Source organism: Nonomuraea mangrovi (assembly GCF_042681425.1).
GTDB lineage: Bacteria > Actinomycetota > Actinomycetes > Streptosporangiales > Streptosporangiaceae > Nonomuraea > Nonomuraea mangrovi.
The window spans coordinates 333,013-359,004 of sequence record NZ_JBHUFV010000003.1 but is presented as its reverse complement, the minus strand read 5'-3'; the positions used below and the strand labels follow the sequence as shown (position 1 = coordinate 359,004).

Here is a 25,992-nt window from a genome sequence, read left to right as displayed (position 1 = left end):
CTTGCACCGCGGCGACCCGACCCCGCGGACGGCGGGGCGGGGTCTCCTCGGCCGAGCTACAAGGGTGCGGGGGTCACGACCGTCGGCGGTCCCATTCGGCCATCAGGCCGAACAGCGCGAACCGGTCGAGTGCCGGCTGGTCGGGGTGGATCTCGCGGTAACGCTGGTAGATGTTGACCACGACCCTTTCGGCGTCCAGCCAGTCGGCGTACTCGCCCAGGTCGACTCCGAACGCCGCCTCCTGGAGGTCCAGCCCCTTGGCGTGGGCGGCGTCGGCCTGCTCGACGACGTGGCCGAGGTAGCCGCGGACCGCGTGGATGCCGGAGGCGTCGGTCACCGGGCCGTGTCCCGGCACCACGGTGTGCGCGCCGAGGCCGATCATCGTGTCGCAGGCGGCGATCCAGTTGGCGATGGGCCCGTGCCACACGATCGGCGTGCAGCCGATGAACAGCAGGTCGCCCGCGAACAGCACGCCGGCGTCGGGGACGTGCACGACCGTGTCGGCCTCGGTGTGGGCGGGCCCCAGGTTGAGCACGTGGACCTCGCGCCCGCCCACGTCGATCGTGCACCGCCGGTCGAAGGTCTCGTCGGGGGTGCGCAGGCGGATGCCGCCGAAGTCGAACGGCTCGAACCGGTCACGCAGGTACGGCGAGAGCGTCGGCCCGAGGTCCATGACCTGCAGGGCGGCGGTCAGCTCCGGCGGCATCTCGGTGCGCATCTCGTGCGCGGTCCCCTCGGCGGCGATGACGCGTACCGCGTCCGGCAGGAGCTGTCCGCCGTGCGTGTGGTCGCCGTTGGCGTGGGTGAGCACGGCGTGGCCGAGCGGATGCCGATCGGTGATCGGCCGCATGCCTGCGAGCATCTCGGCGGTGAGCGGCAGGTCGTAGAGCGTGTCGACCAGCAGGGAGCCGCCGTCGCCGGCGACGAGCCCGGCGTTGCTCCAGCCGTACCCGCCGTCGGGCAGCAGCCACGCCCAGACGCCGTCACCGACCTGGTGCAGCCCCTTGGTGTACGGCAGGGCGGAGGCGGCCGGGTTCACCCGCGGCCGGCGGACCGTGGCGGCCGGGTCCTGCCTGGCCGGGAGAGGGTGAGGGGCCACGCCGGCCCGGACGGTCTGCCGCACCTCGCCCAGTCCCTCGGCGCGCAGGGACACCACGTCGCCGTCCTTGAGCCAGCCGCGGAACGCGCCGAGATCGCCGAAGTCGAGGTGCTCCAGCAGGCAGCATCCGGGGACGGTGCCGGAGCCGAAGACGTCTCCCGGCTGGAGCTCCACTCCGCGGGAGGCGTAGGAGATCACCTCGCCGAAGGACCAGTCCATGGCGTCGGTGCCGCCCTCGCCGATCGGCACGCCGTTGACCTCGGCCCGCACCTGGACGGCGAGCCTGCCGTTCTCGAGGAACGGCAGCTCGTCGGGCGTGACCAGCCATGGTCCGAGCGTGGTCGCGCCGTCCTTGCCCTTGGCCTGGCCGATCCTGAGCTGGGTTTCGAGGACCTGCAGGTCGCGGGCGCTCCAGTCGCAGTAGAGGGTGTAGCCGGCGATGTGCCGTTCCGCCTGCTCCGGGGTCAGGTCGCGGCCGGCCGCGCCGATCACCGCGCCGATCTCCAGCTCGAAGTCGAACCAGGCGCTGCCGGGGGAGATGGGCACGTCGTCGTGGGGTCCGATGACGGTGGCGGGGTTGGCGAAGTAGAAGGCGGGGATCTGGTACCAGACCCGATCCAGCGTTCCCGCGCCGCCGGCGGCCTTGAGGCAGCCACGCATGTGGTCGAGGAAGCAGAGACAGTCGCGCAGGGACGGCGGCCTGGGAACGGGCGCTTTCAGCCTGACGTCGGCGAGCGCGACGCTCTCGTCGGGTTCGGCGAGCGCCCGCTCGCCCGCCTCGTGGAGCGAGGGGAGCAGCTCGATCAGAGCCGTGCCCCGGGGCAGGGCGCGGATCAGGTCCCCGTCGATGACACCGACCCTGTCGCCGTCAGCCGAGGCGTAGGTGACGAAGCGCAAAACGACCTCCTGTGTTGGCCAGCATAGAATATGATTGCTAGCACAGGAGGAGGTGGCGTGACAACGCGACGAGAGCAGACCAGTCAGGAGAGCCGCGAGCTGATCCTTGCCGCGGCGGCCGAGCTGTTCGCGCAGAAGGGCTACCGGCAGACGACGTTCGCCGACGTGGCCGAGCGGTCGGGGATCAGCAGGGGATCCATCCCGTGGCACTTCGGCAGCAAGGAGGGCCTGCTGCTGGCCGTGCTCGAACGCTCGGTGGACCTGATCAGGTCCGGTTACGCCGGGCACCTCGAGCGGGGCGCGGCGGAGCTCGACCACCTGATGGAAGGGGTCGAGGCCCTGCTCAGGCAACCCACCTCCAAGCTCTTCGTCACGCTCCTGGTGGAGGCACTGGAGCCTGACTCGCCCATCCGCGGCCGGTACGTCCAGATCCACGACACGCTGCGCGAGCAGTGCAGGAGATGGCTGGAGCACCTCCCGCTGCCTCCCGGCGTGTGCGCCGAGGCGGTCGCCGTCACGATCGTGGGCGCCGTCATCGGCATCCACCAGCAGTGGCTTCTGGCGCCCGACCGCATCGACCCCGAGGAGGTGCTCGGCACGCTGGGCATGCTGATCTCGGGCGCGCTGCTGACGGTCAGGGGATGAGCAGCCCCTGGGTGTGCAGGGTGTCGAGGACGAGGCGGTTGGCGGCGGAGACGCGGTCGCGGTCGGCGTGGGTGAGCCAGGCGATCTCCGCGATCTCGGCGCTGGGCCGGAGCGTGCCCTTGTAGTCGGCGGTGTAGCAGGTCATGCGCACCGTGACGCCGGCCCTGTCGTGGGCGGGCGCCTCATACGTGCCCACGTTGTGGAACGTGCCCGGCACGAGCTCGACGGTCAGCTCCTCGGCGATCTCGCGCAGGAGGGCGTCGGTGTCGCTCTCGCCCGGCTCGCGCTTGCCACCGGGAAGGTAGAAGGCTTCCTTGCCGTGGGAACGGGTGCCCAGCAGCTTGCCGTCCTCCAGGAGCACCCATGCGACCTTGTCGATCATCAGCTTCTCCCTTCTCGACGATTGCCGCAGGTCGTCAGCCCGAAACAGGCCCTTTCACAGGGTAGCTCCTCCTGTTCGGCGGCCATCCGTGAACGCTCACGGCCTCGAACCGGTCGTGCCGACTGACTAAGGTGGCCGGATGCATATCGACGAGTGGCTGCAGGCGATCCCGCCGCTGTGGATCTGTGCGCTGGTCGGCCTCGTGATCGGCGTGGAGAGCCTGGGCATCCCGCTCCCCGGCGAGATCGTTCTGGTCAGCTCCGCCCTGCTCTCGGCCAAGGGAGTGGTCAGCCCCGTCTGGGTGGGCGTGTGCGCGAGCGTGGGCGCGATCGTCGGCGACTCGATCGGGTACGGCATCGGCCGCCGGGGCGGCAAACCGCTCTTCGACCGGCTCGGCAGGCGTTTCCCCAAGCATTTCGGCCCGAGCCACATCGCCAAGGCCGAGCACTACTTCCACCGCTACGGGATGTGGACGGTGTTCTTCGGGCGGTTCATCGCCCTCCTGCGGATCCTGGCAGGGCCGCTGGCGGGGGCCCTGCGCATGCCGTACTGGAAGTTCCTGGTCGCGAACGTGCTGGGCGGCGTCGTCTGGGCGGGCGGCACCACGGCGGTGATCTACTACCTGGGGATCGTCGCCGAGAAGTGGCTGAAGGGGTTCTCGTGGGTGGGCCTGGCCGCCGCCGTGCTGTTCGGGATCGGCACCACCTGGTACGTCAAGAGGAAGGCCGGCCGGGCCTCAGCGCTCGATGAGCGTGACCTCGAGGGAGTAGTGGGAAGCCCGGTAGACGTGTGAGCCGTGCTCGACGGCCTTGCCCTGGTCGTCGTAGGTGGTGCGGATCATGGTCAGCAGCGGCGCGCCCCTGCGCTCGTCGAGCAGCTTGGCCTCGGTGGCGGAGGCGGCCCGGGCGCCGATGCGCTGGTTGGCGACGCGCATGCGGACCCCCGCGGCGCGCAGCAGCTCGTACAGGCCGCGCCCCTGCAGGCCTTCGGAGGTGAGCGGGGCCAGGCCGACGGGCAGCCAGTTGTGCAGCAACGCCAGCGGCTCGCCGGAGGCGAAGCGGAGCCGTTCGAGATAGAGGGCCTCCTCGCCGGGGGACAGGCCGAGAACCTGGGCGACCTGCTCGTCCACGGGCCGCGGTTCGAGGGCGAGGACCTGGGTGGCGGGCTCCTGGCCGGCCCGGCGCAGATCGTCGTAGAGGCTGGTCAGCTCGACCGAGCGCTTGACCTGGCCGTGGACGACCTGGGTGCCGACACCGCGCTTGCGGACCAGCAGGCCCTTGTCGACGAGGTACTGGATGGCCTGGCGGATCGTCGGCCTGGACAGGCCCAGCCGGTCGGCGAGGAGGATCTCGTTGTCGAGCCGGGAGCCGGGGGCGAGGTCGCCACGCCTGATGGCCTCGGCGATCTGCTCGGCTACCTGGAAGTACAGGGGGACGGGACTGGAGCGGTCCAGGTCGATCGCCAGGTTCGCGGTCATGTGATCAGGTTAGCGAGGTCAGAATGTCCTGACAAATATTTCATCGACGTTGCACAGGTGCGGGTGAGGGGCCTGCCGGTCCGAGGAGCGGGCCGGGGTCGCGTGGCGAAGGGGATCGCACACGGCCCCGGCCTCGGGGAGGGCCCCGGGTCGCGGTCCCGGAGCCGGAGGCGGGCTCCGGGTGGCAGCCAGGAGCCGGGGGTCAGGCGGCAGGAAGAGGCCGGTGGTCGCAGTCGTAGCCGAAGTAGCGGGGCCCGGCCAGCTCGAGCCCTGCAGGCGTCACCCACCGCGGGTCGCAGGGCGCGCCGATCACGGTGACGCGAAGGCCGTACCGCATCGCCTCGGTGGTCACCGGCTCGCCGGTGTCGGTGTCGAGCACGCAGATCAGGTCGGGCGTGGTCGCCACGATCGCGCCGTCCCTGCGGGCGAGCAGGTGCTCGTTCTGGAAGCTCAGCTCGAAGCTCCCCTCGCCGGCCAGCAGCGCCTTGCCGCGGGCGAACCCGCCGGTGGTGCGCCGCTCGACGTCCACGACCTTTCCGGTGAACAGGGTGACGCCGCCGAGCACGGACGTCGCCGCGGCGACCGGGTCGGCGTGGGCGGCGCGTGCCCGCCGTACGGCCCGCCCGAGATCCTCCGCCAGCGTCAGCGTGGCGGGGACCAGACCGTCGGCGAGCTGGTCGCCGCGCAGCACGGTGTCCGCGCAGGAGACCTGGCAGCCCATCTGGACGCAGGCGGCGCGCGCGATGCGTTCGGCCCAGTGGTTGGAGACGGCGTCGAGCACCAGCGTGTTGCCCTTGTCGTCGGCGATGGCCATGGGCGTGTTCGACACGCCGATCAGGGTGGGCAGCACCATCTGGGCCTCAGGGAAGGCGCGGCCCATGGCGTCGCCGTCGACCAGCGGCAGCCCCGCCTGCGCGGCGGCGGCGATGGGGATCATCGAGTTCACGCCGCCGACCTCGATCGGCACGATGTGGGTGGCGCGGCGGCCGATGACGGCCTCGAGGGCGCGCAGCGCGGCCAGCTCCTCGGTGCCCGCCGGCAGCTTCTCCAGCAGCACGGTGGGCGCGCCCATGCCGGAGACGGGGACGACGGTCGCGTCGGCGGGGACCTCGGCGATGTCGTAGAGCTTCACCGGGCCGTGACGCCTGATCGCCTCCCTCGCCAGCAGCTTGCCGACGTAGGGGTCGCCGCCGCCGCCGGTGCCGAGGATGCCCGCGCCCCTGGCCATGTCGTCCAGCTGCTCGACGCCGATCTCACGCATTGATCTTCTCCAAGTCCAGGTCGCCGACCGCCTTCACCCTGATGCGGGTCGCGTCGCCGGGCAGGTAGGCCAGCGGGACCTCCTCCACCTCGGCGATGCGCACGCTGCCGGCGCGGGCGCCGGCCCGCTCGGCGCGGGTCACGGCCTCGGTCTTCGCCTCCCGCAGGACGGTCTCGCGCGGGCCGGAGTAGACCTTGTCCACCTCTCCGCCGACCTGGGCGATGGCGGCGCCGACGGCGTTGGCCACGGCGAAGTGGTCGGGTCTGCGCACGTCGTCGAAGCCCGGCAGGTCGGAGACCAGGACGCTGCCGCCGCCCACCAGCACCACCGGCAGCGGGTCGGGCGTGGTGCGCATCCTGTCGACGGCGTCGGCCACCCGGTCGGCGATGAGCTTCAGCGACCGGGACGGATCGACGCCCGCGACGAGCGCGGGGTCGCCGATGGCGGCGTATCCTGCGGCCACGGCCAGGTCGGTGGCGGTCAGCGTGCCGCCGCCGAACACCAGCGCCTCCTCCGGCAACCGGTAGCCGACGCTGCGCGGCCCGACGGAGCCGTCGTCCGCCACGAGGGAGCCGCCGCCGATGCCGATCGACAGCACGTCGGGGATGCGGAAGTTCGTCCGCACCTCGCCGACCATCGCCTCACCTGAGGCTTCGCGGGGGAAGCCGCCGACCAGGATGCCCACGTCGGTGGTGGTCCCGCCGATGTCGACGACCGCGCAGTCGGTCAGCCCCGACAGGTAGGCGGCGCCGCGCATCGAGTTCGTGGGACCCGAGGCGAAGGTCGCCACCGGGTAGCGCAGCGCCCTGGAGACGTCCATGAGCGTGCCGTCGTTCTGCGACAGGAACAGCGGCGCGTCGATGCCCGCCACCTCCAGCGCCTGGCCGAAGGCGGCCACGGTGCGCTCGGCGAGGGGGCGCAGCGCGGCGTTGACGATCGTGGCGTTCTCCCTGGCCAGCATGCCCACGCGGCCGATCTCGCTGGACAGCGAGATGTGCACCTCGGGGCCCAGCTCGGCGGCCAGGATGTCGGCGGCGCGCCTCTCGGAGGAGTCGCTGACGGGGGAGAAGACCGACGAGATCGCGACCGTGCGCAGGCCCTTGCGCCTGATGTCGGCGGCGACCTGCCGCAGCTCGCCGGGGTCGAGGTCGGCGATGGGGGTGCCGTCGTACTCGTGGCCGCCGTGGCACAGGTGGACGGCGCCCTCGACGACCTTGCGCAGGCGCTGCGGCCAGTCGACCATGGGCGGCAGCGCCGCCGTGGCGGGCAGGCCGAGCCGTACGGCGGCCACCGGCTCCAGGCGGGCCGCCTCGACGAGCGCGTTGACGAAGTGGGTCGTGCCGATCATGACCGCGGACACCCGGGTGGCGCCGAGGCCCGCGAGGGCCGCGGCGACGCCGCTGGTCACGTCCTCCGTGGTGGGGGACTTGACGGTGGCCAGCACGTCGCCGCCGTCTCCGATGAGGGCTGCGTCGGTGTTGGTGCCGCCGACGTCGATGCCGATGCGCATGTAGGTGGGTTCCTTCAGACGGTGAGGAGTTCGCGGGTCCCTCGGACCAGGCCGAGCTTGCCCGCGACGATGTAGGCCAGGCCGGCCAGCAGGAGGGAGTTGAGCGCGGGGATGCCGATCCACTGGTGATGCTCGCTCAGCCAGCCGACCAGCGCCGCCGCCGCCCAGATGACCAGCGTCGCCGGCACCCAGGTCGGCTCGGTCTCCGGCAGCCTGCCCTCTTCGCGTGAGGACTCGAGGGCGGGCCGCCAGCGCTTGACCACGAAGTACTCGGCCACCATGATCCCCGCGATCGGCGGGGTGATGACGCCGAGGATGAGCAGGAAGTCGGTGAAGCGCTCCAGGATGCCCATCGCGGCCAGGACGCTGCCGAGCACGCCGATGCCGACGGTCACGGCGACCCTGTTCAGCTTCAGGCCGATCGTGGACTCGACGGCGTTGAGCAGGCCGAGCGCCGAGGAGTACAGGTTCCAGTTGTTGATCTTCACGGTGGCGGAGATCAGCACGATGACGCCGATCACGCCGGAGGAGGCGGTGATGATGGCGATGACGTCGGAGGACTTCACCGCGTAGGCCAGCAGCACGCCGGCCAGGCCGAGCACGTACTCCCCGAGCGAGATGCCCACCAGCGTCTGCTTGATCACATCGCCAGTATTGCGGTTGAAGCGCGTCATGTCGGGCGTGGTGACCGCGCCCACGATGTAGGAGCCGGCCACGATCGTGGCGCCGGTGGCGATCGAGATGGGCTCCCCGAACGGCGGCGACGCGACGAGGGCGCCCAGGTCATGGCGGGAGATCTCCACCCACATCGCCCATCCGGCCAGGCCGAGGAAGGCGGGCACGGTGATGAAGGCGGTCATGCCCATGGCCTTGAATCCGCGGATGACCAGCGCGGTCACGCCGAGGCCCGCGATCAGCGACCAGGCCCACAGCGGGAGCCAGCTCATGATCGAGTGCAGGCCGGCCGCGAAGACCGCGGTCTGCACGCCGAACCAGCCGAACAGGCTGAGGGTGATGATGACGCCGATCAGCGTCGAGCCGTAGCGGCCGAAACCGGTCCACCTGGCCAGCACCGAGGTCGACAGGCCCTCGCGCATGCCGGCGATGCCCACGAAGATGCAGACGATCTCCAGGATCACCGAGCCGAGCGTGAACGCCCAGAACGCGCCCCAGAACGACAGGCCCGCGCCGAGCGTGGCGCCGAGCAGGAACTGGGTCAGGTCCGACAGCTGGCCGAAACGCTGCACCGCCACGTTGAACCAGGGGTAGCGGGCGCTCGGCGGCACCCGCTCCAGCGGGTAGTCCTCATCCGTTGTCGTTGTCGCCATGGAGACATGCCTTTCACGGGGGCTTTCACAGGGGGGTGGTCACAGCCGCGCGGGCGGGCCCGCGGCCCTGGCGCGCAGCCGTACGAAGGGGCCGGGCAGGTATCCCAGCGGGGTGTCGGCGGCCTCGAGGATCCGCACGTGCAGGGGGTCGGCTCCGGCGCGGACGGCGCTGGCCCTGGCCTGCTCGACCACCGCCTCCATCGCCGCGGGCAGATCCGCGCGGTCGGGCAGGCGCACGACGCGCTCGTACTGCCCGCCGACGGGGCTGGTGGCCGCGCCGATCGCGCCGGCCGTGGTCGCGTGCTCGGGGTGCAGCCCATCCGGTACGGCATGCGCCCCGCCGCCCACGACCACCAGGGGCAGCCGTCCGGCGCCCGGCTGCATCCGGTCGACGGCCTCGGCCAGCTCGGCCGGCTCGAAGGGCCTGGCCACCCTGATCAGCTCGGGGATGCGCAGGCCGACGGGCACGCCGCCGATGCGGGCGCCGCTGACGGCCTCCTCGGGGAAGCCGCCCGCCAGCACCCCGACCCTGATCCTGCGGGCCCCGACGTCGGCGACGACGGCGTCCCCGAGCCCGGTCAGCACGCCCGCGCCGCGCAGCATGCTGGCGGGGCCGCTGCCGAGGCTCAGGCCGGGGTGCCTGGCCAGGTGCTCCAGGCTCATGAGGGTGCCGTCGCCGCGCGTGACGTGGACGGCGGTCACCGGGGCCAGCGCGGCCGCCAGGCGTTCGGCCACGCCGGTGGCGAACCCGGACAGAGCGGCGTCGAGGACGGTGGCGTTCTCGCGTTCGAGCAGTCCGAGCGTGCCGAGATCGGCCGACAGCGCGATCGGCAGGTCGCCGAGCTCCGCGCGGACGATCTCGGCCGCCTCCTGCTCCTGCTCGCCGTCAAGGGGCGAGAACAGGCCGGTGATGGCGACCGCCTGCGCGGTGGAGGCGACGGAAGCGGCGAAGCGGGCGACGGCGTCCCTGTCGAGCGGGGTCCAGTCCTCGCGGTCGAGCCCGCCGCCGCCGTCCACGATGGCGCTGCCGGCGTCGACGGCGCGCCGCAGGTCGTCGGGCCAGCCGAACAGCGGCCTGACCGCCTCCGCCTCGTGACCGCCGACGCGCAACACCGCGACCCTGCACAGGCCGCGCCTGCCGTCGACCGCCGCGGCCGCCCCGTGCAGGCCGACGGCCACCTGGGCCGGTGGAGGGGCGGCGAGACGGGCCAGGGCGGCGGTGACGCTGGCCACCGGGTCGCCGGGGACGGAGGCGACCTTGACGGTGGACAGCACCGCGCCCGCGTCGTCGAGCAGGGCGGCGTCGGTGTTGGTGGGCCCGACGTCGACCCCGGCCTTCACGACCTCACCTCGGTGGGCGCGGGCAGACCGTTGAGGCCGAAGGCCTCCGGGCCGGCCATGCGCAGGCCCTCCTCGGTGTGCCAGACCGGGTCGCAGGGCACGCGGACCACGTCAACCCGCAGGCCGTACCTGACGTGCTCGGCGTCGACGACCTCACCGGTGCGGGCGTCGAGCAGCGCGATCACGTCGGGCACCACGGCCAGCGGCGCGCCGTCCTCCAGGACGGCCAGGAACTCGGTGCCCGCCTCGATCCGGACCAGACGGCCCAGGTCGGGTCCGAGGCCCTCGATGACGATCGAGCCGGTCTCGGCGACCTTCCCCGAGACGAGGGGCGCGGGCGGCTCGGAGCCGAGCCGCAGCGCGCGTGTGACCGAGCCGAGCGCGGTGGCGGCGGCGACCTGGCGGCCGCGCATGACGTACTCGGTGGTCGCCACCTGGCCGCCGAACGGTTCGAGCGCGGCGCGCACCAGCCGTTCCAGCCAGCGTCCGTCCACGTGGTCGATGACCACGGTCCTGCCGCGGCCGTCGCAGAGCACGGCGGGGGTGGGGGAGATGCCGCGCAACTGCATGACGGTCTGGTCCATGCGGGGGAAGGCGCGGCTCATGCCGTCGGCGTCGACGAGGGGCAGGCCGAGGCGGGCGGCCCAGGCCACCGCCAGGCAGCCGTTCGCGCCGCCGATCTCGCTGGCGAGTACCGCGCCGACGGGCGTGCCGTACAGCTGCTCGACCTTCCGGCGCAGGTAAAGGGGCTCGTCGGCGCCGCCGACGCGTTCGGCCATCACCGCGGACGAGCCCGCGCTGCCGACCGGCATCACCAGCAGGTCGGGGTCGAGGTCGCGGGGCTGGACGACGCGGACGGGCCCGTGGTCGGACAGCGCCTGGAGGGCGGCGGACCTGGTGATCGTCACGGGGCCGCCGCCGCCGGAGCCGAGGACGGCGCATCCCCTGGCGTAGGCGGGCAGGGACCCGGTGTCGATGTCCATGCCTCCCACAGTAGGAAGTCGCAGGTCAGTGTTGATGTGCCGAGAGACCCTCTTTGGGGGATCAGTGTGCCCGTGGCACACTTCGTGGATGTACTGGGTGGATGACCTGCGGCATCTGGCGGGCCCGCTGACGCCGCGCCCCGCGACCGGGGTGCGGCTGGTGGAGGACCTGCGGCGGGTCGTGTCACAGCCGCGCGGCTCGGTGCTGGTGCTGACCGCGGCCGCCTCCCTCGAGGCCGCCGGTTACCGCCTGGAGGTGGCGCTGCGGGACGCGGGCGCCGCGGAGGCGGCGGCGCTGGTGCTGACGGCGGAGGCCGAGGTGGGGCGCGGCGCCGCCGCGCTGGCCGAACGCGCCGGGGTCGCGCTGCTCGCGGCGGACGGCGATCTGGCCGAACTCGTGGTGGCGATCAACGGGGCGATCGCGGGGGACGCCTCGGACGCGCTGGTCAGGGCCGAGAAGGCGGTGCGCGGCGTGCTCGGCGCCGGCGGCGTGCCCTCGCGGATGGCCCAGGAGGCGGGGGCCGCGCTCGGCGTCGAGGTGGGCGCAGACTTCTCCGCGCCCGACAGGGACGACCATCTCGGGCGGGCGACCAGGATCGTGCTGCGGCTGGCCGAGCTCGCGGCCGCGGCGGGTCCCACGGAGGAGGCGCCCGCCCGCTCGCGCGCGCAGGTGCTGACCGAGCTGCTGATCGCCCCTGAGAAGCAGGCGCAGGAGCTCGCACCCCGAGCGAGGACGCTCGGCCTGCCCGTCGACGGCTGGCACGTGGTGCTGCGCGTGGAGGGGCCCGAGCCGTACGCGCTGCTGGACACCGTCGCGGCGCGGGCGGGCAGGGTGGTGCGGGAGCTGGTGGGGCCCGAGTGGAGCGTCGCGATGGCCGACGGAGCGCTGATCGTGGTCCGCACCTCGCCCCGCGACCAGGGACGGGCGGGCCTGCGCGCGGCCGTCGCCGACGCCGCGCGGCTCCTCGAGCGGGTACGGCCGGCCGGCGTCGAGCTGCGCTGCGGCGTCAGCACCGCCCACCAGGGCGTGCTCGGGCTGCGCACCTCGGCGTCTGAGGCCCGTACGGCGCTGCGCCGCGGCTCCACCGCGCTGGCCACCTACGACCTGGCGGGCCTGGACCGCATGCTGGAGGAGTGGTACTCCTCCGACGCCGCCCAGCAGGCGGTGCGGGAGCTGCTGCAGCCGATACTGCGACAGAAGAGGGCGGGTTTGCTGCTGGACATCCTGCGGGCATATCTCGACCATCACGGCTCGCCTGCGAAGGCCGCCGAGGAGGTGCGCATGCACCGCAATGCCGTGAGCAGGAACATCAAGCGCATCGAGACGCTCCTGCAGGCCGACCTGGACGACCCCCAACAGCGCCTGGCGCTGCAGTTGGCGTGCAGAGCGGCAAGGATATGAGACATGACGGAACTACTGGACATCGCCTCGGAAGCCGCAAGAGCGGTGGGAGGGCCGCTGCGCAAGGCGTTCCGCTCCCGCCCGCCCGTCGACACCAAGCGTGACTTCCACGACCCGGTGACCGAGCACGATCGCGCCGCCGAGGAGACGATCCGCGAGGTGATCCTCTCGCACCGCCCCGAGAGCGTGATCGTGGGGGAGGAGGGCGGCACCACCGGATCCGGCGAGGTGACCTGGTACGTCGACCCGATCGACGGCACCGCCAACTTCGCCGCAGGCATCCCGTTCTTCTGCGTGTCGATCGCCGCGGCGGTGGACGGTGAGCTGGTCGCAGGCGTCGTCTACGACCCGGTGCGGGAGGACGAGTTCACCGCCTCCACCGAGGGCGCCTGGTGCAACGGGACCCCGCTGCGCTCCAGGGGCGCCGCGCGCGACCGTGAGGCGATGCTGCTGAGCAGCTATCCCACCCCCCGTGACCTGGACCAGCACGGGCAGGCGGCGCTGGACCGCTATGCCAGGGTGATCGGCTCCTTCGCCGCGGTGAGACGCTTGGGCAGCGCGGCGCTCAAACTGGCGCACGTCTCGGGCGGCTGGGCGGACGTGGCCTACGGGCGGCTGTCGCACCCGTGGGACGTGGCCGCCGGCGCGCTGCTGGTACGGCAGGCGGGCGGCGTCTATCTCGGCGATCCGCTGGTCCCCGGCGACTACCTGGCCCATGTGGGCGGCTTCGACCTGGCCGCCTCGGCCCTGGCCGACGTGGCCCGCTGACCGGTCCCTGAGCCTCCGGCGGGTGCGGCCCCGGATCCAGGGGTCAGCCCCTGCGGTGGGCGGCGCCTGCCCGGACGTGCTCGATCATGATCTGTTCCGCCGTCTCGCCGTCGCCGGTCTCCAGCGCCCGCAGGATCCGTTCGTGCGCGTCGAGTTGCCGTCCTGCCAGCTCGACGTCCAGCCACAGCGACGCCCCAGGCGGGACGGGGAAGCTGGCCCTGACCGCTCTGGCCTGCCGGCCGAGGAAGGCGGGGCCGCCGATGTCGGCGATCCGCAGGTGGAACTCCTCTGACTTGCCGCCCAACAGGTCGTGCCTTCCCTGCGCCGCGTCCGCCACCATCGACTCGTGCAGCCGCCTGAGCCCGTCGAGTTCCGCCGCGCCGATGCGGGCGGCCGCCAGCCGCGCGCCCAGGCCCTCGACGACGGCTCGCACCCCGTAGAACTCCTCCAGCGCCTCGTCGCCGAGGTCGACCACGGTCGCCCCGTGATGCGCCTCGTAGCTGATCAGCCGGTCCTTCTCGAGGCGGCGCAGTGCCTCACGGACGGGAGTGACCGACACGCCGAGCCTGGTGGCGACGGCGGCGGCGCGCAGGGGGGTGCCGCCGGGAATCTGCCCGGTGCGGATCTCCTCCAGCAGCGCCTCGTAGACGTAGTCCGCTTTGCTCAACGGCGGTCGCATAACTTATAAGATATAGGATTATGAGCAGTCTTGCCGATATCCGGGTGATCGACGCCGCGACGCTGTTCGCGGGGCCCTCCGCCGCGATGATGCTGGGCGACTTCGGCGCCGACGTCATCAAGATCGAGCATCCGCGCCGCGGCGACCCCTCCCGAGGGCACGGCGCGGCCAAGGACGGCGTCGGCCTGTGGTGGAAGTCGCTGTCGCGCAACAAGCGCGCCGCGGCCGTGGACCTGTCGAGGCGGGAGGGGCAGGAGATCCTGCGCCGCCTCGTACGCCGTTCCGACGTGCTGGTGGAGAACTTCCGCCCCGGCACACTCGAACGCTGGGGGCTGGCGCCCGAAGACCTCATGGAGCTCAACCCGCGCCTGATCGTGGCGCGGATGACGGGGTTCGGGCAGTTCGGGCCGATGGCGGCACAGCCGGGGTTCGGCACGCTGGCCGAGGCGATGAGCGGGTTCGCCGCGATGACCGGCCAGCCCGACGGGCCGCCGACACTGCCCCCGCTCGCACTCGCCGACGGCATCGCGGGCCTGGCCATGTCCTACGCCGTGATGGTCGCCCTGCACGCCCGCGAGCGGACGGGGCGCGGCCAGGTCGTCGACATGGCGATCATCGAGCCGATCCTGGGGCTGCTCGGCCCGCAGATGACCGCCTACAAGGCGCTCGGCGTGGTCCCCCGGCGCACGGGCAACCGCTCCAGCAGCAACGCGCCGCGCAACACCTACCGCACCAGGGACGGCCGCTGGCTGGCCGTCTCCACCAGCGCGCAGACCATCGCCGAGCGCGTGGTCACCCTCGTGGGACGGGCCGACCTGGTCGCCCAGCCGTGGTTCGCCAGCGGGGCGGGCCGGGTCGAGCACGTCGAGGAGCTGGACGAGGCGGTCGGCGCCTGGATCGCCGAACGCGACGCCAAGGAGGTCGTCGCCCGTTTCGAGGAGGCGCAGGCCGCGATCGCCCCGATCTACGACGTGCGCGACATCGCCGAGGACCCGCAGTACGCGGCGCTGGACACCTTCGTCGAGCTGCCCGACGAGGAACTCGGCCCGATCACCGTCCAGAACGTGCTGTTCCGGCTGTCGGAGACCCCCGGCGAGGTGCGCTGGACGGGCCGCAGCCTCGGCAGCGACACCGACGAGGTGCTCGGCGAGCTCGCCTACACGCAGGAGGAGATCGACGAACTGCGCGGGAACGGGGTGGTCGCATGACACTGACCTGGCTGTACGTGCCCGGAGACAGGCCCGAGCGGTTCGACAAGGCCGTGGCGTCGGGCGCCGACGTGGTCATCGTCGATCTGGAGGACGCGGTCGCGCCGGCCCGCAAGGACGAGGCCAGGCGGAACGTCGTCGACTACCTGGGCGCGGGACGGGCCGCCGTGCACGTGCGCGTCAACGACCCCGCCACGGAGGCGGGCCGCCGCGACCTGCGGGCGCTGGCCGGCTCGCCGCCGGCCGCGCTGCGGGTGCCCAAGGTCGAGTCGGTCGCGACGCTGGACCTGGTGGACCTCGACGTGCCGATCCACGCGCTGCTGGAATCGGCGGCGGGGGTGGTGAACGCGGCCGCCATCGCCGCCCATCCCAGGGTGGCCGGGGTGGCGCTGGGGGAGCAGGACCTGACGGCCGAGCTGTCCATCACCGACGAGGCGGCCCTCGACCACCTGCGGCTGCAGGTGGTGCTGGCCGCGGCCGCCGCGGGGCTGCCGCCCGTGCCGATGTCGGTGTACGCCGACATCGGCGACGAGGCAGGGCTGCTGGCCTCCACCAGGCGGGGCAGGGGGCTCGGGCTGTTCGGAAGGGCGGCCATCCATCCCAGGCAGCTGCCGGTGATCCGCGAGGCGTTCACACCCACGCCCGAGGAGGTGGCCAGGGCCAGGGAGATCGCCGAGGCCGCCGAGCGGGCCGGTGACGTGGGCGCGGTGGCGCTGCCCGACGGCAGGTTCGTGGACGCGCCGGTGCTCGCCCGCGCACGCCGTACCCTGGCCCTCGCCGATCGGCTCGCGCCCTGAGCGCATTCGGCGCTCGCGGTAGCGCGCCGGCGGCCGGTCGGCTCGCTGCGGGCACCCGCCGCCGTGTTCAGGAGGGGGGAGCCCAGCGCTGCTCCAGCTCCGCCTCCGAAGGGGGCGGGCCTGGCAGCGGGCGGTGGGCGGGCGGCATCCGCATGGAGTCGAGCATCAGCGCGAGGTAGCGGTGACGCAGCTCCACCGTGCGCGGCTCGTCGCCCAGCTTGATCGAGGCGAGCTGCTCGAACAGCAGCGAGATGTCCGCCACGGTGATGTCCGGCCGCAGCACCTCCGCCTCGATCGCCCGGCGGTGGACCTCGACGGCCAGCTCCGCGGCGCGGGTCGAGTCGCGGTAGAGCTCCTCGGTGGGATGGAAGGTGCCGGCCAGCGCGATGGTCAGCGAGCTGCTGTCGGCCTCGACGATCTCGACCATGTACGTCGCGAACGCCTCCCACGGGTCGCCGTCCATGGCCAGCGACTTCTCGCAGGCGGCGATGTACAGCTTGAGCCCGTCGCCGCAGAGCTTCTGCAGCAGCGCCTCCTTGCTGCCGTAGCGCCGGTAGAGCGCGCTGATCCCGACGCCCGCGCGCTCGGCCACGGCCGAGATCGGGGCGCCGGGGTCGGCGGTGAAGACGGCTCTGGCCGCCTCGAGGATCAGTTCGTCGTTGCGTGCGGCCTGGGCGCGGCGGCCGCTCAAGGGTGCAGCTGTCATGTCCCCAGCATATAACGGAACATACAATTCCGTTCTGTATTGGCGTCTCAGGTCGTGCCGGTGAGACGCTCGTGCAGGAAGCGGGCCTGCCGGACGAGTTCGCTGCCGCGCGTCCGGCCCGCGAACTCCGCGACCACCGCCAGCTCGCCACGGGCGTCCGCCCACGAGGCCACCTCGGCCGCGAAGGTCATCAGCCGGGTGTGCGCGGTCGTGGCCCGCTCGCCCGGGCCCGGCAGGCAGGCGGGCAGCAGGCCCCTCATCACCTGCCACACCTCGCGGTGCGCGCCCCGTTCGGCGGCCGTCCTGAGGGCGGCGACCGCGTCGGCCGGGCCGCTCTCGCTCCGCCTGAGCAGGTCGGCCAGTTGCCTGCCGAGCTCCTCGCCCGGAAGGGCCCCGGTGGCGGCCAGGCGCAGCAGCGGCGGTACGGCCCCGCCGTCGGGCCCCTCCATCAGATGGTGGGCCAGCAGCAGCGCCAGGCCGGGCCCGGCCGGCCCGTCTGCGGTGACCAGCAGGTCGAGATCCTGGAGCGAGGGCTTGTTCAGCGGCCAGTACGATCTCAGCGTCCAGGCCGCTCTGGCGGCGGCCAGATCCCTGTGCCCGGCGAGAACGGCGAGCAGCCGTTCGCACGACTCGTCGTGGAAGCGCGGGATGAGGAGGTCGCCCAGCACCTCCTGGTACTCGGCCCCCGAGACGAACTCGGAGGTGATGCGGGTGTCGCCCTGGTGGGTCGTCCAGCGCAGCACGACCCGCGGCTCGGCGGGCCGGTCGGTGAGCCAGCGGGCGACCTTGCGCCCCGCCGTCCCCGTCAGGCCCGCCGCCCGCGAGGCGACCTCCTCGGTGACGGTACGGCCGAGCCGCAGCAGCGCCTGCCGCAGGTCCAGCGGCAGGGCCTCCACGCCGTCACGCTCGTAGCCTTCCAGTCGCTCCACCAGCACGTCCGGGTCGAGCAGGCCGTTGAGGCGCGTCGGAGTGCTCAGCAGGTACGGCGGCAGCCGGCCCTCCACCTGCGCCTGGTACACCTCGGCGTACCGGGCGAGGGGCATGATCTTCTCCGCGGGACCGTGCGCCATGTCAGGAACCCGCTCCGCGACGGTCGCACGGCCGCCCACGCCGGCGCTGCGCTCCGCGCCGGGCTCGGCCAGTTCCCTGGCCATCGCCGCCGCCCAGTCGGCCGTGTGCCACCACGGCCGCCATCCGTACCTGTCGTCCCCGCAGCCCGCGGCGAGCGGAGCCAGCGCGGTGACCAGCCGGGCTCGCTCCTGCCCGGCTCGACGGTGGTCCGCCAGCCGGACGAAACCGTCCAGCCAGAGCTCGGAGCTCAACCAGTCGAACTCGGAGAGTCTGAGCCGGGCCAGCGTGCCGGGGTCGCGCACCGGCGGCGGCATCCGCGGCGGCTCGGGCACGCTCCCGAGCTGCGACGGAACGAACCGCACCGGCTCGGGCCCGGCCGCCGCCGCACCGCCGAAGACCGCAGCCAGCTCCGCGCCCTGGCGGGCGGGCAGCAGCGCGACGGCGTCCCTGATCGTCTCTGCGCCCAGCGGGCCGAACCGTGCCGCGTGCCTGACCGCCAGCTTCACCGCGCGCTCCCGGGCCTCGCCCGACGCGCACAGCATCGCGGCGGCCAGCGCGGGCGCGTAGGCGTCCAGGTCGCCCGCTGGATCCTTCATGAGCCGGTCGAGCCAGGCGAGTCCGGCCCGCACCAGCTTGCCCTCGGCGCGGAACAGCAGCCCCTCGACCGCCTCGCCCGCTCGCGCGGGCGGCATCGGGCCCAGCCGGTGTACCTGTCTCAACGCCAGCTCGCCGACGTTCGCCGGGGCGGAGGGCAATAAGGCCAGGTAGTCGTCGGCGTGCGGGGCGACCTCCTCGGCGGCCGGTTCGAGCATGTCGTGCAGGCGTACGAAGAATCTCTGGTCGGCGGCCTGACCACCGCACAGGAACCGGGTACGGCAGCCGCCCAGCAGCGCCTCGCGGCCGATCCGGCCTTCGCCGGCCAGCGTGACGAGGGCGGCGGGCCATGCGCGGTCGTCGCGCAGGAGCCTGCCCACGCCTTCGGCCTCGAACAGCCTCGGCACCATCGCGTCCAGCAGCGGGTCTCCTGCCAGGTCCTCGGTGCTGGTCGCGGCGATCCAGGCGAGAGTGAGCGGGTCGTGCTTCGGCGGCTCGGCACCCGTACGGCGCAGCAGCTCCAGGGCCAGCCTTACCCGCCGGTCGGCCAGAGGACGCGTGTCGCGCAGCCGCAGCGACAGCCGTACCGCGAACTCCTGCTGCCAGGCGGCCGGCCTGGTCGCCACGGCCCTGACGACCAGCGCGACGTCGTCGGCCTCGGGCGGCTCCCAGTCGCGCTCGAAGTCGCGCCTGTTGAGCCAGGTGGCGGCGGCCGCGGCGCCCGAGATGACGCCCGCCCCCGCGACGCGCATGGGCTCGATCCAGCGACCGCGGACCCTCACGGTGCCGAGAACGTTCTGCGCCTCGTCCAGGGAATAGACCGAACGGCCCATCCTCTCCGCACGGTCGTGGAGCTCGGCCCACCGGGCCTGGCGCTCCTGGTCCCGCTCCCGGTCCCTGTCCTGTCCGGCCTGGCGCGCGATCGGCAGGAAGCCGGGCAGCTCGCGCGCCACCTGTCGGCGCTGCTCCGTGTCGAACCCCGCCACCAGCGTGGCGACGGCGTCGCCGTCCTCGGCGTCGATCGCCGCGCGGACCTCATCCCAGGCGTTCATCATGATCGGGACCATAGGACAGCCCGCCGACAATCCTGAGCAGGCCGGCGCGGGTGCCGGATGCCCGTTCCTTCCTCGTCGCACCGTCGGCGCTGATTGCGGAAAGAACCTTTCCGCAACCGCGCCTAGCGTTGGGGGCATGACGAACACCGGCGAGATCCGTCCCTTCCGCATCGAGATTCCGCAGGCCGACCTCGACGACCTCCGAGCGCGACTGGCCGGCACCCGCTGGCCGGTCCGTCCACCGGTCGACGACTGGAGCCGCGGCGTCCCGCTCGACTACCTCAAGCGGCTCGCCACGTACTGGGCCACCGGGTTCGACTGGCGAGCGCAGGAAGCGGCGCTGAACGAGATCCCGCAGTTCACCACGGAGATCGGCGGGCAGACGATCCACTTCTTCCACGTGCGGTCGCCCGAGCCGGACGCGCTGCCGCTGATCCTCACGCACGGCTGGCCCAGCTCGCCTGTCGAGTTCGTCAAACTCCTCGGTCCGGTGACCGATCCGCGCGCCCACGGCGGCGATCCCGCCGACGCCTTCCACGTCGTCGTGCCGTCGCTGCCCGGCTACGGCTTCTCCAACCCGATGGGCGAGGCGGGCTTCAGCCTGTTCGGCGTCGCGCAGGCCTGGGCCGAGCTGATGAGCCGCCTCGGCTACGAGCGGTACGCGGCACAGGGCACCGACGTCGGCTCGGGAGTCGCGGGGATGCTGCCGATGGCCGACCCGGGGCGCGTGGTCGGCGTCCATCTCACCGGAACCGCCGCCTCGACCCCGTTCGGGCCCGCCCTCGAGCTCGACGGCCTGCCACCTGCCGACCGGGCCCGCGCCGAGCGGTTCAACACCTTCCGCAGCGAGGGCCTCGGCTACCTGACGCTGCAGTCGACCCGACCGCAGACCCTGGCCTACTCGCTGAACGACTCGCCGGTCGGGCAGCTCGCCTGGATCACCGAGAAGTTCCACGAGTGGACCGACCCGGCCGCCGCGCTTCCCGACGAGGCGGTCGACAGGGACCAGTTGCTCACCGCGATCAGCATCTACTGGTTCACCGGGTCGGGGGCGTCCTCCGCGCACGCCGTGTACGAAGGCATGCAGGCCTGGAGGGCGTTCGCCGCGCACCAGGAGTCGGGCGCGGCCGAGCAGTGGCAGCAGGAGCAGGCCGGCCCGCCGACCGGTGTCGCCGTCTTCGCCGCCGACACCACGATCCGCAGCCTCATGGACCCGCGGGGCACGATCACGCACTGGTCGGAGTACGGCACGGGCGGCCACTTCCCCGCGATGGAGGTCCCCGGCCTCCTCGCCGACGACATCCGGACCTTCTGCCGCTCCCTGCGCTGACCCTTCGGAGCCGCCCGTCGCCCTCGTCCGCCCCTCGCCCTCCACCGCGCGCGAAGAGCGGCGTGGAGGACGTCGACGAAGCCTGCGTCGGGCGGCCGTGGTGGGCGGGTGGCTCCCGTCCACGCGCGCCAGTGCGCGGCAGGTCAGGGGCGGGAGAACGGCGGGGGCCACGAGGACGCGAGGCGCCCCGCTTCAGGTGGCCGGCCCGCGCATTTCTGTGCGGTCAATGGGCATTTGTGGCACATGCGATCCGATCGGTCGCGGCCGACGGTGGTAACAAGAACATCTATAAGTCCTAATGTCACGACAAACTGTTGACGCAGGGGGTAATGCGGCGGTTACATCGACAACGAGCCGATGGTCATGGAGGTGTCGCATGAACCGAACTCCGATCGTGCTGGCCCTGCTGGGGGCGTTGACCCTCACAGGATGCTCGGCAGGCGGCGGCCAGGAGGCCGCGGCCACCGCACCCGCACCGGCGAGCGCCGCGCCGCCCAGCGCGCCCGCACCCACAGGCGGAGGGAACTTCGCCGTCATCACTCACGCCGCACCCGGTGACGCGTTCTGGGACGTGGTCAAGAACGGCGCGGAGGCCGCGGGCAAGCAGTACGGCGCCACCGTCACCTATCAGGGCGACGGCGACGCGGGCAAGCAGTCGCAGCTCATCGACCAGGCGGTCTCGCAGAAGGTCGACGGGATCGTGGTCTCCATGGCCAACCCCGACGCGCTGAAGGAGTCGATCGGCAAGGCCGTCGCCGCCAAGATCCCGGTGATCACCATCAACTCGGGGCTCGACCGCTCCAAGGAGTTCGGCGCGCTCACCCACGTCGGCCAGTCGGAGGACGTCGCGGGACGCGGCGCAGGCGAGCAGTTGAAGGCGGCGGGCGTCACCAAGCTGCTGTGCGTGATCCACGAGGCCGGTAACGTCGGCCTCGACCAGCGGTGCAAGGGCGCCGAGGCGACGCTCGGCGGGTCGGTGGAGCGGCTGCAGGTCGACGGCAGCAACCAGGCCGACGTCAGCTCCAAGGTCACCGCGCGCGTCCAGGCCGACCAGTCGATCAACGGCGTGCTCGCCCTGAACCCGGGCGTGGCCGTCGCGGCGCGCGACGCGCTGAAGGACGCGGGCTCGAAGGCCAAGCTGGCCACCTTCGACCTGTCAGGCGACGTGGTGACGGCGATCAAGGACGGCGAGATCCTGTTCGCCGTCGACCAGCAGCAGTACCTGCAGGGCTACCTGCCGATCACGTTCCTGTACCTGTACAAGACCAACCTCAACACCGTCGGCGGCGGGCTGCCCGTCAACACCGGACCGGGGTTCGTCACCAAGGACAACGCCGAGCAGGTCGCCAAGCTGGCCGAGAGCGGCACCAGATGAGTTCACTCGCCGCCGACGAGCGACTGGGCGATGTCGGCCGGATGCGCCGCCTGCTCGTCAGGCCGGAGCTCGGCGCGGTGGTCGGCGCGATCGCGGTCTTCGTCTTCTTCGCGAGCCAGTCGGCGGTGTTCCGCTCGGTCAGCGGCATCGCCAACTGGCTAGACCCCGCCGCCACGCTCGGCATCATGGCGGTGGCGATCGCGCTGCTCATGATCGGCGGCGAGTTCGACCTGTCGGCGGGCGTGCTGACCGGCACCACGGGGCTGGTGCTGGTCACGCTGTCCACCCGCTTCGGGCTCAACGTGTGGTCGGCGATGCTGGTGGGCCTGGTGGTCGCGCTGGCCGTCGGCTTCGCCAACGGGCTCATCGTGACCAGGACCAGGCTGCCCAGCTTCATCGTCACGCTCGGCACGTTCCTGATGCTGCAGGGCATCAACCTCGGCGTCACCAAGATGATCACCGGCACCGTGCAGGTGTCGGGGCTGCGCAAGGCTCCCGGCTTCGAGTCGGCGCGGGTGGTGTTCGGCGGCACGATCGGCGACAGCGGGTTCAGAGTGGCGATCATCTGGTGGATCCTGGTCACGGCTGTGGCCACCTGGGTGCTGATGCGCTCGCGCGCGGGCAACTGGATCTTCGCGGTGGGCGGCAACGAGCAGGCCGCCCGCGCGGTCGGCGTACCCGCCGCCCGCACCAAGATCGCACTGTTCATGACGACCGCGTTCGCGGCGTGGCTGGTCGGCTCGATCATGGCGCTGCGCTTCACCTCGGTGCAGGCCAACGCGGGCATCGGCCAGGAGTTCATCTACATCATCGCCGCCGTCATCGGCGGCTGCCTGCTCACCGGCGGGTACGGCTCGGCGATCGGCGCCTCCATCGGCGCGGTCATCTTCGGCATGGCCGACAAGGGCATCGTCTTCCTCGGCTGGGACGCCGACTGGTTCATGTTCTTCCTCGGGGCGATGCTGCTGCTGGCCACCCTCGCCAACCGCATGGTCCGCCGCTACGCCGAAGAGGTGAAACATTGATCCTTCAGACCCAGGGCATCGGCAAGTCCTTCGGCAGCGTGCTGGCGCTGCGAGAGGTGTCGATGAGCGTGACGGCGGGGCAGGTCACGTGCGTGCTCGGCGACAACGGCGCGGGCAAGTCCACGCTCATCAAGATCCTTTCGGGCGTCCACCAGCACGACTCGGGGTCGCTCCTCGTCGACGGCCAGGAGACGCGGCTCACCAGCCCGCGCGACGCCCTCGACAGGGGTATCGCCACCGTCTACCAGGACCTGGCGATGATCCCGCTGATGTCGGTGTGGCGGAACTTCTTCCTCGGCTCCGAACCGGTCAAGTCGCTGGGCAGGTTCGACGTGGCCACGGCCAGGCGCGTCGCCAGGGACGAGCTGCGCGCGATGGGCATCGACATCCGCGACGTCGACCAGCCGGTCGGCACCCTGTCGGGCGGCGAGCGCCAGTCGGTGGCCATCGCCAGGGCCGTCCACTTCGGCGCAAGGGTGCTCATCCTCGACGAGCCCACCTCCGCCCTCGGCGTCAAGCAGGCGGGGGTGGTGCTGCGCTACATCGCCAGAGCCCGTGACCGGGGTCTCGGCGTGGTGTTCATCACCCACAACCCCCATCACGCCTACCCGGTCGGCGACCGGTTCCTGCTGCTCAACAGGGGCACCAGCCTCGGCGAGTACGGCAAGGCCGACATCTCCCGGCAGGAGCTCACCGCGCTCATGGCGGGAGGGGCGGAGCTGGAGCAGTTGGAGCACGAGCTCACCCGGGAGTGACAGACCTAATGCCGCAATAGAGATCATTAACCCCCTTTATGTGCGAGAGGATGGATAAGCCGGAAAAGGACGTGGGGGCAAGGGGGAGCGATGGTGGGCTGGCGTGCGCTGGGTCCGGGCATGGCCACGGCGATGGTGGCCACGGCGATGGCGGTCACGGTGATGGTGGCGGGTCCGGGCGCGGTACCGTCCGCGCACGCCGAACCGAAGGCCGCGGGGCCGGAGCCGAAGGTGGTCTACCTCACCTTCGACGACGGGCCGTCGGAGTACACCGGCCAGGTGCTGGACATCCTGCGCGCGCACGGCGTGCACGCCACGTTCTTCCAGCTCGGCGCCAACATCAGGCAGCACAGGGCGCTGACCAGGAGGGTGTTCGAGCAGGGCCACAGCGTCCAGAACCACTCCTGGTCGCACCCCGACATGCGCGGGCTGTCGTGGCCCGCCTTCAAGCGGCAGGTGCTCAACACCGACGCCGAGATCAGGAAGCAGACCGGCTACGCGCCGCAGTGCCTGCGCCCGCCGTACGGGGCGGTGGACAAGAGCGTCCGCAAGCGGGCGGCGGCGCTGGGCAAGCGGGTGCGGCTGTGGACGGTGGACCCGCGCGACTGGGCGAGGCCGGGCGCGAAGGCGATCGCCAAGCGAACGCTGAAGCAGGTCGAGCCGGGCGGCATCGTGCTGCTGCACGACGGAGGCGGAGACAGGAGGCAGACCGTGGCCGCCCTCCCGAAGATCATCAAGACGCTGAAGGAGCGTGGCTACGTCTTCCACCGCCTCTGGTGCGGCTGATCCCTGCCGACCGGGGTCACGCATGTGATCACCCGTGTCATGTGCGCCACGTCACACCCTCCTGATGTCACAGGGGCCGGCCGTTGTCCCGTCCCTGTTGCGAGAATCGGGAGAGAGGACAGGCGCGCGTGCGTACCCAACCCCTTGTCAAGGCCGCCGTCGTACTGGCGGCGCTACCCATGCTGGCCGCGGGCGGATGGGCCAGGCTCGACCCGGCGAGCTTCGCCCGCTTCACCAACTGGCCCAACCACGAGCACTTCCTGCACGACGCGGGCGTGTTCCAGCTCGGCATCGGCGTGATGATGCTCTGCGCGCTGTGGTGGCGTGACGTCGTCGCGCTGGTGCTGGCCGGGTTCGTGTTCACCAACACCTTCCACGCCGTCAACCACGCCCTCGACCTGGCCATGGGCGGCAACGCGTCCGACCCGTGGACGCTGCTGGCCATCTCGGTGGTGGCGGCCGCGGGTCTGTGGCTGCGGCTGCGCCGCACCGGCGGGACGAGGGCGGAGGAGGCTGCGTGAGGGTGCTGCTGGCCGGCGCCGCCGGCACGGTCGGGAGCGCGCTGGTGCCGCTCCTTCGACAGGCGGGCCACGAGGTGCTCGGGCTGACCAGGTCGGAGCGCGGCGCCGCGCGGCTGAGCGCGGAGGGCGCCGAGCCGGTGAGGGCCGACATGATGGACGCCGGCGGGCTGCTGGCCGCGCTCGAAGGGCGCACGGCCGACGCGGTGATCCACCAGGCGACCGCGATCACCGGCCCGCCGCTGTTCCACCGCGACCTGTACGCGACCGACGCGCTGCGCGAGCGTGGCACGGCCAACCTGCTGCGCGCCGCCGCCCTCCTGGGCGCCCGCCGCTTCGTCACCCAGTCGTTCTTCCTCGGGTACGGCTACCGCGACCACGGAAGCCTGCCGCTGACCGAGGACCGGCCGTTCGCCTGCCCGACCGGGCACCGGGCGTTCGACCGGCACATGCGCTCGATGCGCGCCAACGAGGAGCAGGCGTTCGGCACTCCCGGCATCGAGGGCGTCGCGCTGCGCTACGGCATGTTCTACGGACCCGAGCCGTCGACGCTGAAGCTGGCCGCCCTCACCCGGCGGCGGGCCCTGCCGGTGCCGCGACCGTCGGGCACCGTCGCGCTCGTCCACATCCACGACGCCGCCGCGGCGGCCGTCGCCGCGCTCGACAGGGGGCGGCCCGGCCAGGCGTACAACATCGTCGACGACCAGCCGGTGACCTTCGCCGACTACGTCGGGGCCGTCGCGGCGGCGGTGGGCGCGCCCTCGCCGCTCACGGTGCCCGCCCGCCTGCTGGCCGCCCTGCCCTACCTGTACGCGCTCATGGTGTCGACGCGCATCAGGCTGTCCAACGACAAGGCCAAGAGGGAGCTCGGCTGGCATCCCGCCTTCCCCTCGCATCACGAGGGGCTGAAGGGCCTGCGCGAAGCGCTCACCTGAACAGCGGCGTGCCCGCCCGCTCGACCGTGCGGACGATCGGGGCGGTGCCCGTCATGGCCCCGGTC

Annotated in this window: 24 protein-coding genes; 13 read left to right on the top strand and 11 right to left on the bottom strand. The window is 72.4% G+C overall.

The features are described 5' to 3' along the window. Positions 1-73 precede the first annotated feature (73 nt). Complete coding sequence (locus tag ACFSKW_RS01870; RefSeq protein WP_379568411.1) at positions 74-1,996, bottom strand: fumarylacetoacetate hydrolase family protein; 1,923 nt, start codon at positions 1,994-1,996, stop codon at positions 74-76. A 57-nt stretch (positions 1,997-2,053) separates the two neighbouring features. Between ACFSKW_RS01870 and ACFSKW_RS01865 the strand changes: the two genes are divergently transcribed. Next, positions 2,054-2,641: a TetR/AcrR family transcriptional regulator gene (locus ACFSKW_RS01865; RefSeq protein ID WP_379568409.1), complete on the top strand. Its 588-nt coding sequence runs from the start codon at positions 2,054-2,056 to the stop codon at positions 2,639-2,641. Here ACFSKW_RS01865 and ACFSKW_RS01860 read toward each other — a convergent pair. Next, positions 2,631-3,023, bottom strand: coding sequence for an NUDIX hydrolase (locus tag ACFSKW_RS01860; RefSeq protein ID WP_379568407.1), 393 nt, complete (start codon positions 3,021-3,023; stop codon positions 2,631-2,633). The two genes, ACFSKW_RS01865 and ACFSKW_RS01860, sit on opposite strands and share 11 nt — an antisense overlap. A 139-nt stretch (positions 3,024-3,162) precedes the next feature. On the opposite strand from ACFSKW_RS01860, the gene ACFSKW_RS01855 reads away from it, so the two are divergent. Further along, complete coding sequence (locus ACFSKW_RS01855; protein ID WP_379568405.1) at positions 3,163-3,816, top strand: DedA family protein; 654 nt, start codon at positions 3,163-3,165, stop codon at positions 3,814-3,816. Here ACFSKW_RS01855 and ACFSKW_RS01850 read toward each other — a convergent pair. The 6 genes from ACFSKW_RS01850 to ACFSKW_RS01825 all read right to left on the bottom strand — a co-directional run bounded on the left by ACFSKW_RS01850 (position 3,760) and on the right by ACFSKW_RS01825 (position 10,923). Further along, entirely contained in the window at positions 3,760-4,500 is a 741-nt protein-coding gene (locus ACFSKW_RS01850; protein WP_379568403.1) for a GntR family transcriptional regulator, read from the bottom strand. The two genes, ACFSKW_RS01855 and ACFSKW_RS01850, sit on opposite strands and share 57 nt — an antisense overlap. A 202-nt stretch (positions 4,501-4,702) precedes the next feature. After that, positions 4,703-5,761 (bottom strand): DUF917 domain-containing protein, encoded by a 1,059-nt coding sequence (locus ACFSKW_RS01845; protein ID WP_379568401.1) that lies wholly within the window; start codon positions 5,759-5,761, stop codon positions 4,703-4,705. Further along, entirely contained in the window at positions 5,754-7,271 is a 1,518-nt protein-coding gene (locus ACFSKW_RS01840; RefSeq protein WP_379568399.1) for a hydantoinase/oxoprolinase N-terminal domain-containing protein, read from the bottom strand. The genes ACFSKW_RS01845 and ACFSKW_RS01840 overlap by 8 nt, the downstream gene beginning before the upstream one ends. A 14-nt stretch (positions 7,272-7,285) precedes the next feature. Further along, positions 7,286-8,599, bottom strand: coding sequence for a purine-cytosine permease family protein (locus ACFSKW_RS01835; protein WP_379568397.1), 1,314 nt, complete (start codon positions 8,597-8,599; stop codon positions 7,286-7,288). Positions 8,600-8,638: 39 nt separating this feature from the next. After that, on the bottom strand, positions 8,639-9,940 hold the full coding sequence (locus ACFSKW_RS01830) for a hydantoinase/oxoprolinase N-terminal domain-containing protein (RefSeq protein ID WP_379568395.1): 1,302 nt from the start codon (positions 9,938-9,940) through the stop codon (positions 8,639-8,641). Continuing rightward, a complete protein-coding gene (locus tag ACFSKW_RS01825) occupies positions 9,937-10,923 on the bottom strand; it encodes a DUF917 domain-containing protein (RefSeq protein ID WP_379568393.1) in 987 nt (328 codons plus the stop codon). Before ACFSKW_RS01825 ends, ACFSKW_RS01830 begins: the two co-directional genes overlap by 4 nt. 88 nt (positions 10,924-11,011) lie before the next feature. Between ACFSKW_RS01825 and ACFSKW_RS01820 the strand changes: the two genes are divergently transcribed. Together ACFSKW_RS01820 and ACFSKW_RS01815 are read left to right on the top strand one after the other, a co-directional pair. Further along, positions 11,012-12,325, top strand: coding sequence for a PucR family transcriptional regulator (locus ACFSKW_RS01820; RefSeq protein ID WP_379568391.1), 1,314 nt, complete (start codon positions 11,012-11,014; stop codon positions 12,323-12,325). A 3-nt stretch (positions 12,326-12,328) separates the two neighbouring features. Continuing rightward, complete coding sequence (locus ACFSKW_RS01815) at positions 12,329-13,093, top strand: inositol monophosphatase family protein (RefSeq protein WP_379568389.1); 765 nt, start codon at positions 12,329-12,331, stop codon at positions 13,091-13,093. 43 nt (positions 13,094-13,136) lie between these two features. Here the strand turns inward: ACFSKW_RS01815 and ACFSKW_RS01810 are convergent, their stop codons facing one another. Continuing rightward, the gene (locus ACFSKW_RS01810; protein WP_379568387.1) at positions 13,137-13,772 is read right to left on the bottom strand and encodes a GntR family transcriptional regulator; all 636 of its coding nucleotides are present in this window, start codon (positions 13,770-13,772) and stop codon (positions 13,137-13,139) included. A 20-nt stretch (positions 13,773-13,792) separates the two neighbouring features. Between ACFSKW_RS01810 and ACFSKW_RS01805 the strand changes: the two genes are divergently transcribed. Continuing rightward, a complete protein-coding gene (locus tag ACFSKW_RS01805; protein WP_379568385.1) occupies positions 13,793-14,980 on the top strand; it encodes a CaiB/BaiF CoA transferase family protein in 1,188 nt (395 codons plus the stop codon). Beyond that, complete coding sequence (locus ACFSKW_RS01800; RefSeq protein WP_379568383.1) at positions 14,977-15,777, top strand: HpcH/HpaI aldolase/citrate lyase family protein; 801 nt, start codon at positions 14,977-14,979, stop codon at positions 15,775-15,777. The genes ACFSKW_RS01805 and ACFSKW_RS01800 overlap by 4 nt, the downstream gene beginning before the upstream one ends. Before the next feature lie 67 nt (positions 15,778-15,844). On the opposite strand, the gene ACFSKW_RS01795 is transcribed toward ACFSKW_RS01800, so the two are convergent. Both ACFSKW_RS01795 and ACFSKW_RS01790 read right to left on the bottom strand, forming a co-directional pair. Then, complete coding sequence (locus tag ACFSKW_RS01795; RefSeq protein WP_379568381.1) at positions 15,845-16,483, bottom strand: TetR/AcrR family transcriptional regulator; 639 nt, start codon at positions 16,481-16,483, stop codon at positions 15,845-15,847. Between the two features lie 47 nt (positions 16,484-16,530). Beyond that, entirely contained in the window at positions 16,531-19,203 is a 2,673-nt protein-coding gene (locus ACFSKW_RS01790) for a DUF7824 domain-containing protein (RefSeq protein ID WP_379568379.1), read from the bottom strand. Between the two features lie 136 nt (positions 19,204-19,339). On the opposite strand from ACFSKW_RS01790, the gene ACFSKW_RS01785 reads away from it, so the two are divergent. The 7 genes from ACFSKW_RS01785 (at position 19,340) to ACFSKW_RS01755 (ending at position 25,927) form a co-directional block, all read left to right on the top strand. After that, entirely contained in the window at positions 19,340-20,533 is a 1,194-nt protein-coding gene (locus ACFSKW_RS01785) for an epoxide hydrolase family protein (RefSeq protein WP_379568377.1), read from the top strand. 376 nt (positions 20,534-20,909) lie between these two features. Beyond that, complete coding sequence (locus tag ACFSKW_RS01780) at positions 20,910-21,908, top strand: sugar ABC transporter substrate-binding protein (protein WP_379568375.1); 999 nt, start codon at positions 20,910-20,912, stop codon at positions 21,906-21,908. Then, the gene (locus ACFSKW_RS01775; protein ID WP_379568373.1) at positions 21,905-22,933 is read left to right on the top strand and encodes an ABC transporter permease; all 1,029 of its coding nucleotides are present in this window, start codon (positions 21,905-21,907) and stop codon (positions 22,931-22,933) included. Before ACFSKW_RS01780 ends, ACFSKW_RS01775 begins: the two co-directional genes overlap by 4 nt. Then, positions 22,930-23,688 carry an ATP-binding cassette domain-containing protein gene (locus tag ACFSKW_RS01770; RefSeq protein WP_379568371.1) on the top strand — a complete coding sequence of 253 codons (759 nt, stop codon included), beginning with the start codon at positions 22,930-22,932 and terminating at the stop codon, positions 23,686-23,688. Before ACFSKW_RS01775 ends, ACFSKW_RS01770 begins: the two co-directional genes overlap by 4 nt. 90 nt (positions 23,689-23,778) lie before the next feature. Next, positions 23,779-24,474 (top strand): polysaccharide deacetylase family protein, encoded by a 696-nt coding sequence (locus ACFSKW_RS01765; protein ID WP_379568369.1) that lies wholly within the window; start codon positions 23,779-23,781, stop codon positions 24,472-24,474. 128 nt (positions 24,475-24,602) lie between these two features. Further along, positions 24,603-24,995, top strand: coding sequence for a hypothetical protein (locus ACFSKW_RS01760; protein WP_379568367.1), 393 nt, complete (start codon positions 24,603-24,605; stop codon positions 24,993-24,995). Continuing rightward, positions 24,992-25,927, top strand: a complete 936-nt coding sequence (locus ACFSKW_RS01755) for an NAD-dependent epimerase/dehydratase family protein (protein ID WP_379568365.1) — start codon at positions 24,992-24,994, stop codon at positions 25,925-25,927. The genes ACFSKW_RS01760 and ACFSKW_RS01755 overlap by 4 nt, the downstream gene beginning before the upstream one ends. Positions 25,928-25,992 lie beyond the last annotated feature (65 nt).